This window comes from Cupriavidus necator (genome assembly GCF_013141915.1).
GTDB lineage: Bacteria > Pseudomonadota > Gammaproteobacteria > Burkholderiales > Burkholderiaceae > Cupriavidus > Cupriavidus necator_B.
In genome coordinates this window covers 78398-91898 of sequence record NZ_SROX01000013.1, presented here as the reverse complement: position 1 = coordinate 91898, position 13501 = coordinate 78398, and the positions used below count along the sequence as shown (strand labels likewise).

The window sequence follows — 13501 nt, the reverse complement described above, 5'->3', positions numbered from 1 at the left end:
CCACCCCACCAGACCACAAGGAGACAACTTCACCATGTCCAACCCATTTACCCGCCGCCGTTTTGGCGCGCTTGCCGTTGGCGGCATCGCCATGACGCTGCCGATCGGATGCGTCCTGGCCCAGGCCGCCACCATCAGGCTGAAGTACGGCACCGCGTTTCCGGCGGACCACCCGGGCACGCTGCGCATCGTGGAAGCTGCGCAGGCCATCCGCAAGGACACTGGCGGCAAGGTCGACCTGCAGATCTATCCAAACAGCCAGCTCGGCAGCGAGCCGGATATGGTGTCGCAGACGCTTGCCGGCGCGCTCGACTTCATGTCGACGGCCAGCACCAACCTGCAGACGCGGGTGCCGGCCGCCAGCATCAACGGCATCCCCTATGCCTTCAAGGACTACGCCACTGTGTGGTCCGCCATGGACGGCGACCTGGGCGCCTATGTGCGCGGCTTGCTGCGCAAGGTGAACCTGCATGTGTTCGAGAAAAGCCTGGACAACGGCTATCGCAACATCACGTCGGCAAGCCGGCCCGTGAATACGCCCGCGGATCTGAAGGGGTTCAAGATCCGCGTTCCGGCGATTCCACTGTGGGTATCGATGTTCAAGGCGTTGGGTGCCGCGCCGACTGTCATACCGTTTGCCGATCTTTATTCTGCGCTGCAGACGCGGGTGGTCGATGGCCAGGAGACGCCGCTCGGACTGATCCGCAGCGGCAAGCTCTATGAAGTGCAGAAATTCTGTTCACTTACCGGGCATACCTGGGACGGCCATTTTATTTTCGGCAACGCGAAGAAATTCCAGGCGTTGCCCGGGGAAGTGCAGGCAGCGCTCACCACCTACTTTACCGCTGCGGCACTGAAGCAGCGCGAGGACATCGCACGCGTCAATGCCGAAGCGCAGGTGGAGATGGCTCGCTACGGCGTCACCTTTAACCGGCCAGATCCGGCACCATTCCGCAACCTGCTGCAAAGCGCGGGCTTTTACACGGAATGGCGCAGGAAGTACGGGGAGGATGCGTGGTCGGCGCTGGAAAAATACACTGGCCGGCTGGCCTAGGGGGGCCCAGATCCCAATGAAACCCGCACGCACAAGGAGACATCGATGCAGCACACTGCCGAACCCCTAGCCACGCCTGCCGCCTGTACGCCGCTGATCGCCGGACCCCGCAGGAGCCGTTTCCTCGCGGGCGTGGTGGAATTACCGGCGGCGCTGATCGTGCTGGCCGAAATTCTGATCCTTGGGAGCGGCGCCTTCGCGCGCTACGCGCTGCACGCGCCAATCCTGTGGACGGAGGAACTGGCCAGCATCCTGTTCGTTTGGCTGGCGATGCTCGGCGCCATCATTGCGCTGCATCGCAGCGCGCACATGCAACTCACCACCTTCATCAAGAACCTGTCGCCCGCAGCGCGCGCCTGGGTCGACCCCTTCGGCATGTGGCTGGTGATGGCGTTTTTGCTGTTGCTGGCCTGGCCTGCGTGGGAGCACCTGACTGAACACCTGGACGTATCGACACCAACGTTAGAGGTAAGCGAAGCCTGGCGCGCCAGCGCGGTCCTGGTCGGGGCCGTGCTGATGCTGGTGACGGCAGCCACCCAACTGCTCCAACGGTCGAGCCGGAAACAGGTGGCGCTCAGCGGCCTGCTGGTGGGTGCCGGCGGCGGGTTGCTGTACCTGCTGTCGCCCATACTGATGGCGTTGGGCAATGCCAACCTGGTGATCTTCTTCCTGCTGATGCTGGTCCTGTGTGTGGCGATCGGCGTGCCCATCGCCTTTGCCTTTGGCTTGTCCACGCTGAGCTACCTGGCGTTGTCGACGGCAACGCCCCTGTCCATCATTCCCAACCGCATGCAGGAGGGCATGTCTCACCTGATCCTGCTGGCGGTGCCGCTGTTCATCTTCCTGGGCGGGCTGATCGAGATGACCGGCCTGGCGCGCGCGATGATTAACTTCCTCGCCAACCTGATCGGCCACCTTCGCGGCGGGCTGCAGTATGTGCTGCTTGGGGCGATGTACATCGTCTCAGGCATCTCGGGCTCCAAGGCGGCGGACATGGCCGCGGTGGCGCCGGCGCTGTTCCCGGAGATGAAGCAACGCGGCGCCAAGGACGGTGACCTGATCGGGCTGCTGTCGGCATCGGGCGCGATGTCTGAAACCATTCCGCCGAGCATCGTGCTGATTACCGTTGGATCGGTGACCGGTGTGTCGATCACCGCGCTGTTTGTCGGCGGGCTGATGCCCGCGGCGGTCGGGCTGGTGATGATGGCATGCGTGGTCTGGTGGCAGACACGCAAGGAAGACATGGGCGGCACGGTGCGGCCGTCGCGCAGGGCGCTGCTGATATCCCTGCTGGTGGCGCTGCCCGCGCTGGCATTGCCGGTGATTATCCGCACGGCCGTGGTGGAGGGCGTGGCCACGGCGACGGAGGTGTCGACCATCGGCATCTTCTACACGGTGCTGGCCGGGGTGCTGGTGTACCGTCAGTTTGACTTTCGCAAGATCTATCCGATGCTGCTCGATACCGCGGCGCTGTCGGGGGCGATCCTGCTGATTGTCGGCTGCGCCACCACCATGGCCTGGGCGCTGACGCAGTCAGGCTTTGCCCAAGACCTGGTGACGATCCTGTCGACGGTGCCGGGCGGCAAGCTTGGCTTCCTGCTGGTTTCCGCGCTGGCGTTCGTGATTCTGGGCAGCCTGCTGGAAGGCATCCCGGCCATCGTGCTGTTCGGGCCCTTGCTGTTTCCAATCGCCAGACTGGTCGGCGTGCACGAGGTGCACTACGCCATGGTGGTGATCTTTGCGATGGGGCTGGGCTTGTTCGCGCCGCCGTTCGGCGTGGGCTTCTATGCGGCCTGCGCGATCGGGCGGGTGTCGCCGGACGTGGCGATGCCGCGGGTCTGGCCGCATATGGCAGCGCTGTTCGTGGCGCTGTTGTTGTTGACGTTGGTGCCCTGGTTTTCGATTGGTTTTTTGTGAGCCATCCGGCTGCCGGCATTCGAGTTCCACGTTCGTCACCGCGATTCGATGGCAGCGCAGTCTCCGGCACCACGCCTCGCGACGAGATGCCCTGCGCTTACTGCAGCCGGTCTCCTATCATGGAGTCACGCCTTGCCTTGTGACGAGCAGGCAAGTGGTGCCGTCGCGAACCAGCTGATGCACCTAGATGGCGTCCGCGACGCCGTTTGCACGGCCGTTTGCGCGGCGGCGCTTCCTCCTTTGGCCAACCTGGCGGCGCCGAAGCTGCGCGCTGCCTAAGCGTGTGTTGGGAGAATGCCATGGGCGACAACCAGCAACAAACTGTAATAGCGCTGAACCAGCTGATCGAAGCAGGCAAGGACAGCGAACTGGCCTGCATGAGCGGCGCCGCTGAAGTGCGCGATGCACAGCTTCGCGACATCCTGACCACCACCGCGGAAACCTACCGGGCATCGGTGGAGGAATTGCAGTCCCTGGTCAGTGCCATGGGCGGCCAGCCGGCTGACCGCGGCAGCATGAATGGCACACTGTTCCGCGGCTGGATGGCGTTCCGCCACATGCTGCAGCCAAACAATGACGACGCCGTGCTGGGAATGTGCGAGCACGAAGAAGATGCCGCCAGGCGCGAGTATCAGTCCGTCCTGATGAAGACGCTCCCGCCTGATGCCAGCGCGACACTGCAGCGCCAGTATGATGCGTTGAAGCGACAGCATGAGCGGATCCATGCCATGCGTGGCATCCAGATCCACTGAGGACTCGCACTCCGGCCATGTGGCGGCAAGGTCAGGTTTGATGGCGAATCGGGCACTGATCCTGCCTTGCCCCAGCTGACACCAAAAGCATGGATGGGTGACAGGGATGGCGAACTGAGTGCATAGGGACTCCGGCGACTTGGACGGTGCCACCCCGCTAGTAGCCGGATAATGCCCTAACCCACGCCCCTCTCCTGTAACCGGGAGAGAGGCGCAGACAAGCGGTAGAGAACAAACCGCTTTGCCACCCACATTAAGAACTGGGCCACTCTTCCTCCAACACCCGCTCCAACTGCGCCTTCACCAACCCCAGCAAGCAAAACGCCCCAAAGCCCCCCTCCCACCATTCGCTCTGCTGCTCCAGCAGCGCAAGCACGCCATCGATACCCGCTGCCACCGCCAACAGACTGTACCGCGCCGAGGACAGATCGATTTCCGACATAGGACCTCCTATCGTTGCATGAAGGTCCGCCGCACGACGCTAGGGAGGGCGGCGGGCCTGACGACGAGGGTGGAAACCGGTGTCACAACCATTGCCGGTCAGCCTTGCGGCTGCCTCATCCGGCCCGCCATGGATGGCTTGCACGTATAGGCAAGAACGGTCGTCACGGACGACCGTTTGGTTGAGACATTCGAGTTTCCACACTCGGTCATCGCTGTTCGATGACAGCCCCAGTCTCCCGTACCGCGCCACGCGACGCGATAGGACACTTCGCATTCCCATACGGACGCAGCATCCTGCCGGATCGTTGCCCGCCAGCAAATAGCCGAAATCCTAAGAGCACATTTCGAAATGAAATTCTCGTCCCGCGGAAGAAACGAATCTACGGGGTATTTGATCGAGATAAAGATAGTGCTTCGTATCGGCGGTTTTTCCGTTGATTTCCTTTAGATGCAAGGGCACAAATAGCCGATTGCTATGCGCTGAGGTCGCAATAGCGCGTTCGAAGAACCAGGCGGTTTGACGCATCGGAAAATGGATCCTGCACGATTCCACCAACAGCTGTTTTCCTCTACCCACCGCCTGTATTCCCTGGACGGTGAAGGCGCGCTGGCCGAACTGGCAGTCGAAGCCTGGATCGGCCGCGAGGGAATCTCTGCGCTGTTCGAATGGCGCATCGTTGCGGCAAGCGCCAACGTCGATCTCGCGCTGGACAGCCTGCTCGGCCAACGCGTCACGCTGATCACGAGGCTCGCGGACGGCGGGCAATCGCGCCGCACCGGACTGGTCCGGCAGGCCGAGAAGCTCGGCGCCGATGGCAGCCTGGCGCGCTACCGCCTGACCGTGGTGCCCTGGCTGTGGCTGAGCACTCAGCAGCGCAACAGCCAAGTGTTCCAGCAGCGCCGGCTCGACAGCATCATCGACACCGTCCTGCAGCCCTATGCCCCGTACGCGCAGTGGCGTTACGCCGCCGGAGCCGAAGCTCGCATCGCCGTATTCGGCGAGCGTGCCCACCTGGCGCAATTTCGGGAGACCGACTATCACTTCCTGTCACGGCTGCTCGCCGAGGCCGGGCTAGGCTACACCGTAGTGGAAGACGAGAGGGCGCCTTTCGGGCATGTCGTAGGGATCTTTGCCGACAGCACGCAATTGCCGGAAGACCCGGAATCGGCCGCTGGCGGTGGCATCCGGTACCACCGTGCGCATAGCCAGGAAGCGACTGATGCCATCCAGCAGTTGATTTGCGAAACCCGTGCCGCAGTCGGTGGCGTGGCGGTGGGTGCCTGGAATCCCGAGAGCAAGCGCACCATCCGTGGCCACGCGCCGGCACGCTTCGGCGTTTTCTCAGGCCGAGCAGCCAGCCCGGATCCTTACCTGTCGGTCAGCCTGTCACTGGCGCCGGACACGACCAGCGCACAGCGCGTCGCCGAGCAGGTGATGGAAGCCATCGAAGCGCGTGCACTGGTGTTCGCCGGTGCCGCTTCCGTTCGCACGCTGCGCAGCGGCACAAGAGTGACCGTAACCGGCTGCCCGCACCTGCCGCCACAGGAAGACGATACGAAGGGGTATCCGCTGCTGCTCGATGCGGTCGAGCACTGCGGCATCAACAACCTCGCGGTGGAAACGCGTGCCGCGCTCGCAGACCGGATGGGGTCGCTGGAAGCGGCGTTGTGCTTCGACACGCCACCGCCAGCGCCGGATGCCGCGGCGATCACCGTCGGCCTGGTGAACGGCTTTCTCAACGACGCAGCCGAGCGGCTGGTCCCGACCGAAGCCCTGCTGGCCACGGCTCGGGCGCACGGCGATGCGGCGCTCTTCCGTGCCTTCGATGCGCGGCGGCCATGGCGTGCCGCCGTGCTGGAGGGCGATTGTCCGCGCCTCTATAGCCGCTCCACCCCGCTGGGCGTCCATACCGCGCTCGTGGTCGGCCCTGACGGGCAGGCGCAGGCCGATGGCAACGCCGAACACCACGCCAGCCCGGGCGGGCAGATCCGCGTGCGCTTCCCCTGGCAGCGCGGCGAGCGCGCCGACGACCGCAGCAGTCGCTGGATTCGCGTCGCGCAGCGGCAAGCCGGCGCCGGCATGGGCTGGCAATGGCTGCCGCGCATCGGCCAGGAGGTGCTGGTCAAGTTCGCGGACAACGATATCGACCAGCCCTTCGTGATCGGCGCACTGTACAACGGCCACGGCGAAGCCGGCATCGCGCCCACGCCGGGCGGCAAGTCGATGGCCGCGACCATGTTCTCACAGCCCTATGACGCCAGCGGCATCTATGCGATGGGCTCAGACAGTCAGCCGAGCGCACAGGGCAACCTTGCCGGTGGCAACAGTCCGGCGTGGCACGGCATGGGTGCAGATCCGGACGGCCACCGCAACGACGCCGCAATGACCGGCTTCAAGAGCCAGGAGCACGGCGGCAAGGGCTCCAACCAGTTGGTGTTCGACGACACCGATGACCAGCTGCGCACGCAACTGGCCACCACTGAACAAGCCACCCAGCTCAATCTGGGCCATGCGATCCACCAGCAGGACAATCGCCGCGGCAGCTTCCGCGGGCAGGGGTTCGAGCTGCGCACCGACGGCCACGTCGCGGTACGCGGTCAATCTGGGCTATTGCTGACGACCTATCGCGATGCCGTCACGGGCCGCGTGCTGCCGACTGGCGACAACGCTGCGGGCATTGCGCTGTTGCGGCAGGCGGGTGATTTGGTCAGGACGCTGAGCGATGGCGCGACCACGCATCAAAGCCGGGCGCTGTCGACGGGGAAGGACGACGAATCACCGCTGGCGAAGCAAGCGAAGGCCGCAGCCGGCATGGTCGACGGTCAGTCCCTCGATGTCGCCAGGGGGGATGCGGCCGGCGGCAATGCCAGCACACATAACAAGGTGCCGCACCAGGGCGAGCCGATGGTCCACCTAAACGGCAGGGCTGGCGTGGTCGTTGTGGCGGGCCAAGATCTGCAGATCGCCAGTGGAGAAAGCGTGGTGCTGGCCAGCGGGCAGGACAACAACGTCGCCGTCGCGGGGCAGGCTAGCATCCATGCGGGTCACGCGATCGGCATTGCGGCCGGGCTGTCCGCGCCCGGCGAGGGCAACGTCGGGCTGCAACTGACTGCGGGTCAGGATGATATCGATCTCCAGGCGCAGCATGACCTGCTGAAGCTGGCGGCGCGCGATGATCTGACCATCGTGTCGGCCAATATGAATGTGGACTTTGCCGCGGCGAAGCGCATTCGCATTGCGACGGCTGGCGGGGCTGCCATCACGATCGAAAGCGGCAACATCACCTTCGAATGTCCGGGGACGATTACCTATAAGGCGGCGCAGAGGACGTTCGAGGGGCCGGTGACCACCAATCGAGATCTTCCGCTTTTTCCTGATACGCCGCCTTCTGCCGACGACGACTATCCGTTCTCCATTTGACCGTGACGTGAGGGTATCCAATGCTGATTAGTCCCCCTTTCCTGCCTCCGCGAGCCGACGGCCAAACGGAAGAACAATGGCTGGAAACGGCCATGGTAGGTAGCGAGGCAGATGATGGTGTTTATCCGGTGAGCCATAACCTCGGATGGCATGGGGGCACGCACTTAGTCGCGCCGGTTCGAGGGAACAGTCGGGAACCAGTTCGTGCAATTGCCGACGGGACCGTTGTCTACCGAAGGGGTTCCAGCCAGGTGCTGGAGCCGCCCGCGCCAGGGGCGCCGTTGAGCTATGGAGGCAGGACGAGCGATGGCGTTGTCGTCATCCGACATGAAACAGAAATCGGTGCCTCGCGACAAAACGGCATGCCGACTCGCGTCGTATTTTTTTCGGTATATATGCATTTGCATACGGTGCGCAACACTGTGCTCCAAGGCCGTCCGATTCGACGCAAGGACGAGTTAGGCCAAGCCGGATACATGCGGGGGCAGCCGAATCGAGTCCACCTGGAGATCCTTTGCGATGATACAAACCTCCGGCAACTCATTGGGCGAAATAGCGGCCATGTTTCATTGGGCAGTGATGGTCGCTCCGACGTAGTCTTTGGCGATCTCTATTTCCACCTTCCCGCCGGGACGTTGCTCCACCCGCAATGCCCTCCTCGAAATGTCTCCCTGTTACCGGGCGGCACGCCTCTTGGCGAGGAGCTATTTGTCGGCCTGCGTTACGCCCAGGGGGAAGGCGGCCGCCACACAGGCGGACACGCGTATCTCACAACGTATTGTTCGACTGGCACTTCATTAGGCGATGTCATTATCGAGCCCGACGCGGAATACAATCTTTATCGCGACGCCAATGAAATCTGCAACGCATACGCCTCAGGCGCACGGCCATGCCCAAGCGCGGTTTACGAACTGCTCCGGTTTGGCCGCGTGATAGGTGTCGATGTTCTGGTGCCCGCGGGTGTGCCGCATTGGCGGCGAATCAGTACGCTCCACGGTACGGCCTGGGTCAATCTCAATGCTCCGGACGTTCGAAAATTTAGCGATGCAGACTTCCCCCAATGGCGGGGATGGCGTCTGATCGAGGAAGCGCTTGACGGAGACTCTCGGTGCAACGAGCCTCTGATTCTTCAGGTTATGGATGTGGATCGACACGGGATCGTTACTGCTGACGAAGCCCGCTCACGCCTTGCGTCTTCCAAGGTTCGAGGATTCCTGCGGCGGTTGCTCTGCAAATTTCCTACCGAATGGGATGACACTGCCATCGAAGCACGCTGGGGTTGGCTAAAGATACAAAGTCGCGCCAATCCGACGCCAAAGACGGAGGGCGAGTTCAACAGATTTCGAGCTCATGTCGAAGCACTCGCGTTTTGGCGGCAAGCCAATTTGCGAGTGCCGCTTTACGATGAACGCGGGGCCCGCGTCGCAGAGCAGGCCCTGGCTCCGAGCCACTGGAGATTTGATCCGCGTGAGTTCATAAGAACATACAGAAAATGTGGCTGGCTATGTGCGAACGACCTTGGTCGGATCTACCCTGACAAAAAGTATCCAACTACTGCCTTGAGACTTGAAGGCAAAGGAAGAACGCCAGCATTAATTAGGGAACGATACAGAAAGGAAATAAATCGTGCCATGCGTAAATATCTGATCATGACACCAGTCCGGATGAGTCATTTCCTTGGGCAAGGGGCGATAGAGTCCCTGTTTTTATGCCTTATGATAGAGGGGGCGGTGGATTTCTCGCACAACCCGACTCACGCCAGTTTTATTTCGGAAGACGAAGGATTCTACATTCCAGTCCACAAGAATGACTATCTATACTATCTCGAGGGTCGGCTTGGCAACGTTGAATTCGGCGATGGTCCGAAATTCCGTGGACGTGGCATGAAACAATTGACGGGTCGGGAGAATTACGCAAAATATTGGGTATATCGAGGGTGGTTGAATCCCAGCAGCTTTGCCAGCCGGTGGTGGAGCCCCACTCGCCTGGATCGCGCACCAAGGATTGATCACCCGCAGTTACTTTCGACCGATCCGTGGAATGCAATAGACGCCGGCGGTTGGTATTGGCTTGCCGGCGCCGCTACCAATCGCTTTGTCACGATCAACTCTACCATCACAATGGATGAGATCAATATGCAATCGGTTCGGGCGGTGGCTATAGCGATCAACGGGACCAACCGAAAAACTGGCGAGCCCAATCAATTGCGTGAGCGACTTAATGAGTCCGTCGCGATTGCCGAAGTCATACTGGATCAGGTCCAGGGGCTAGCATGATGAAGTCTCGCGCAACGGCCAGCCTGCTTGCCTTGTTTGCTTTTTTTTCGGTTGCCGCATCAAGCGCTGGACAACCGCTATCGCACGAGCTGATTTCTAATATAAAGCCGCCGGCGGCGTTTGCTTTCCGCCAAGCAAAAAATCCCACGCGCCAATACCCAGATACCACCTGCCTCGATTTCACTTTAACGAAATCCAAGAGGAAAATCGGATACCTTTGCTCTACGCAGAGTGAGAAGTTTTTGCGAGATTTTGGTGTTTTTTCCGTCCAGCAAAACACCTCAAATGAGAAATCTTCTCAACGCCGGGAAGTCAGCATAGCAAGCGGCATCTCCTCGTATCCGGCGGCGCGGCTTGAGCTAACGTCAGGGGCAACGATATATGCGGCGGAGGTCGATTGTGATTTAAAGAGTGGGTCGGTTTATCGACCCACCGGGACATGTCACGTTGCCGTCCGCTATCTTCGACATGGCGGGGTTCTCTATGGCAATTTCGTTCTTGAAGATCATGTTCGCAAAGCCACGGTGGCAACCAAGGAGGAAATTATCACCCTGTGGGAGTCGGTGCCTAACATCGATTGATGCCTGTAGCTAGGAATGCCATCCTCTATCGGCCGGATCTCAATGCTTTGGGTAATTCAAGAAGGCCCTGGCCGAGCGGGCTCCAGGCGCCGAGTTCGGCCATCCTCTGGGCTACCCGTCGGGCGCCGAGCGCCCGGCCGGCACCGCCATCAGGACAACAATTCCCCAGCGCCCACTGATGACTCAGAACGGCGACTGGAAGTTGGTTTACCCCAGACCCATATCACTTCCGCCGATACCAACCCCCTCAATCCACCAGCGTCGCCAACGCCTCCCGCGCCTCCCGCCTTAGCTTCTCCAAATCCAGCCCCACAATCGCCCCATCCCGCACCACCTGCCGCCCCCGCACCAGCACATCCCTAACCGGCGTAGGCTCGCCCGCCGCGACCGGCGCCGTGCCGATGTCATGGAACCCGTGGAATCGCAGCCCGCTGACGTCATAGATCGCCAGGTCCGCCGACTGCCCCGGCGCTAGCGTGCCGATTCCCGGCAGGCCCAGCACTTGCGCACCCCCAGCAGTGCCCCAATGAATCACTTCCTCCACACGCGTTTGCCCGGCCCCACCCAGCGCCCGGTGCACCAGCCACGCGAAGTTGGCCTCATGCACCATGCTGCCCGACTCATTGGACGCGACCCCGTCGACCCCGAGCGAAATCGGCACGCCCGCATCCGCCATCGCGCGCACCGGCGCGATGCCGCTGCCCAGCCGCGCATTGCTGACGGGGCAGTGCGCCATGCCGGTATTGGTCACGGCCAGCATGCGGATTTCTTCGGGATTCACCGTGACGAGGTGTGCGAACCACACATCCGGTCCCAGCCAGTCGTGGTCGGCGACGAACTGCACCGGCGTGCACTGGTATTTCTCGCGGCAGAACTTGACGTAGTTGTCGGTCTCGGACAGGTGCGAATGCAGGCGCAGGTCCATGCCGCGGCCAAAGGCGGCCAGTTCGCGCAGCAGCGCGGGCGGTAGCGAGAAGGTCGGTGTTGTCGGTGCCACCACCACGCGGCGCAGGCCATCGGGGGCGGCGTCGTGGTAGCGGGTCTTCAGCCGTTCGATATCGGCCAGCATTTCGTCCAGCGTCTCGGGCACCAACGCGGTGGCACGCATGCCGGGATGGTCGGAGGCTGACTGGATTGCGCCGCCACGGCACAACACCAGGCGCGTGCCGAGCTCTTCGGCCACCTCGAACAGCACGTCGCCGGTTTCCGCGCCGTGGCCGTGGTGATACAGGTAGTGGTGATCCGCGCAAGTGGTAGTGCCGGACAGCAGCAGCTCGGCCATGCCCAGCCGCACAGCAGTGCGGAAGATCTCGGGGCTGAAGCGCGCCAGGCGCGGGTAGGCGACTGACGCAAGCCATTGCTCCAGCCCGACGTTCATGCCGCTGGGCACGGCCTTCAGCAGGTTCTGGAACAGGTGGTGGTGGGTATTGACCCAGCCGGGGTAGACCACGCAGCCGCTGGCATCGAGCACCGCTTCGCCTTCATGGCGTGGCAGGCTGGCGCCGATCTCGGCGATGCGGCCGTCGCGGATGCGGATGTCGGCGGCGCCGGCGCGCGCGGCAGTGCCGGCGCGGCCGGTCATCACGGCGGCGGCGTTGCGGATCAGCAGGGCGCCGGCCGGCGCGTTAGTGGCGTTGGTGTTCTGCACCATGTTTCAGACCCCTTGGACGTTGTCGGCACTGGCGGGCAGCTCGTCGGCTTCACGGGCTGGCAGGCCGTTGAGAATCAGGTTGAGGACCACGGAAACCACGCACGCGATGATCACGCTGCTGTGGACAAAGGGCTGCAGGAAGCCGGGCAGCTTTTCCAGCATGCCCGGCAGCATCACCGGCATCATCGCGCAGCCGAGCGTGATGGAGACGATCGAGAGATTGTTGGGGTTGCGCTCGTATTCCACCTCGCCCAGCGTCTTGATGCCAGCGGCCACGACCACGCCGAACATCACCATGGTGGCGCCGCCGAGCGCCGCGGCGGGGATCGAGGCAAACAGCGCGCCGATCTTGGGCACCAGCGCCACGGCGCACAGCATCACGCCGCAGGTAGCGACCACCCAGCGGCTGCGCACGCCGGTAACGATTACCAGGCCCACGTTTTCCATGAAGGCGATATATGGGAATGCCGCGAACATGCCGCCGATGGCGCTGGCCAGGCCGTTGGCGCGCAGGCCGCGGGTGGCGTCGCGCTCGGTCAGCGGGCGCTTGACGATATCGCCGACGGCGATGAACAGGCCCATCGATTCCACCATCTGCACCACCATCACGATCACCATGGTGGTGATGGCGCCGAGGTTGAAGGTGGGCATGCCGAATGCGAACGGCTTCACCATGGTGAACCACGGCGCGCGCGCGACTTCATCGAAGCTGCCCATGCCCAGCATCCATGCCACCGCGCCGCCGACCAGCAGCCCGATCACCACCGACAGGTTGCGCACCAGTTCGCCGCCGTGCCGGTTGATCAGCAGGATCAGTGCCACCACGCCGAAGGCAACCAGGAAAAAGATGGGCGCACCGAAGTCCGGCGCGCCCCTTCCGCCTCCAAACCAGTGAAACGAAACCGGGAACAGCGACAAGCCCACCGCGGTGATGGTGCAACCGCTGACCACCGGCGGGAAGAAGCGCTTGAGCTTGCCGATCACGGGCGCCAGGAACATCGCGATCACGCCCGCCGCGATGATGGCGCCGCAGACGCCGTTGAAGCCCAGCGTGGGGTCGGTGCCGATGGCGATGACCGGGCCCACCGAGCTGAACGCCACCCCCTGCATCAGCGGCAGGCGCACGCCGAATTTCCAGAAGCCCACGGTTTGCAACAGCGTGGCAATGCCGGAGGTGAACAGCGCGGTGCTGATCAGCATGGTGGTCTGGGCCGGCGTCATCTTGAGCGCGCCGGCCACGATCATCGGCACCGCAATGGCGCCAAGATAGCTGACCAGCATGTGCTGGAAGCCGAGCGACGCCATGGCGCGTGCCGGCAGGATCTGGTCGACGGGATGAACCGCTGCTTGCATGATGTTGTCTCCTGCCGCGTGCTGGGGAAAGTGCGCCATGCCGGCGGCGGCT

Annotated in this window: 9 protein-coding genes; 6 read left to right on the top strand and 3 right to left on the bottom strand. The window is 62.8% G+C overall.

All coding sequences use genetic code 11. The annotated features are described in order from the left end of the window. Nucleotides 1–34 precede the first annotated feature (34 nt). The 3 genes from E5S69_RS21970 (at nt 35) to E5S69_RS21960 (ending at nt 3723) form a co-directional block, all read left to right on the top strand. The gene (locus E5S69_RS21970; protein ID WP_171516813.1) at nt 35–1054 is read left to right on the top strand and encodes a TRAP transporter substrate-binding protein; all 1020 of its coding nucleotides are present in this window, start codon (nt 35–37) and stop codon (nt 1052–1054) included. A 45-nt stretch (nt 1055–1099) separates the two neighbouring features. Next, nucleotides 1100–2971, top strand: a complete 1872-nt coding sequence (locus E5S69_RS21965; RefSeq protein ID WP_171516736.1) for a TRAP transporter large permease subunit — start codon at nt 1100–1102, stop codon at nt 2969–2971. Between the two features lie 299 nt (nt 2972–3270). Continuing rightward, the gene (locus tag E5S69_RS21960; protein WP_171516735.1) at nt 3271–3723 is read left to right on the top strand and encodes a PA2169 family four-helix-bundle protein; all 453 of its coding nucleotides are present in this window, start codon (nt 3271–3273) and stop codon (nt 3721–3723) included. 253 nt (nt 3724–3976) lie between these two features. Here the strand turns inward: E5S69_RS21960 and E5S69_RS21955 are convergent, their stop codons facing one another. Further along, nucleotides 3977–4165, bottom strand: a complete 189-nt coding sequence (locus E5S69_RS21955) for a DUF1484 family protein (protein ID WP_171516734.1) — start codon at nt 4163–4165, stop codon at nt 3977–3979. A 534-nt stretch (nt 4166–4699) separates the two neighbouring features. Between E5S69_RS21955 and E5S69_RS21950 the strand changes: the two genes are divergently transcribed. Genes E5S69_RS21950 through E5S69_RS21940 form a run of 3 tightly spaced genes read left to right on the top strand, consistent with a single transcriptional unit; the run spans nt 4700 to nt 10445 of the window. Next, complete coding sequence (locus E5S69_RS21950) at nt 4700–7588, top strand: type VI secretion system Vgr family protein (protein WP_171516733.1); 2889 nt, start codon at nt 4700–4702, stop codon at nt 7586–7588. Nucleotides 7589–7608: 20 nt separating this feature from the next. Beyond that, complete coding sequence (locus E5S69_RS21945) at nt 7609–9864, top strand: M23 family metallopeptidase (RefSeq protein WP_171516732.1); 2256 nt, start codon at nt 7609–7611, stop codon at nt 9862–9864. Next, entirely contained in the window at nt 9861–10445 is a 585-nt protein-coding gene (locus E5S69_RS21940) for a hypothetical protein (RefSeq protein WP_171516731.1), read from the top strand. The genes E5S69_RS21945 and E5S69_RS21940 overlap by 4 nt, the downstream gene beginning before the upstream one ends. Before the next feature lie 247 nt (nt 10446–10692). On the opposite strand, the gene E5S69_RS21935 is transcribed toward E5S69_RS21940, so the two are convergent. Then, on the bottom strand, nt 10693–12096 hold the full coding sequence (locus tag E5S69_RS21935) for an amidohydrolase family protein (RefSeq protein ID WP_171516730.1): 1404 nt from the start codon (nt 12094–12096) through the stop codon (nt 10693–10695). A gap of 3 nt (nt 12097–12099) precedes the next feature. Beyond that, on the bottom strand, nt 12100–13449 hold the full coding sequence (locus E5S69_RS21930; RefSeq protein ID WP_171516729.1) for a nucleobase:cation symporter-2 family protein: 1350 nt from the start codon (nt 13447–13449) through the stop codon (nt 12100–12102). Between the last annotated feature and the right edge of the window lie 52 nt (nt 13450–13501).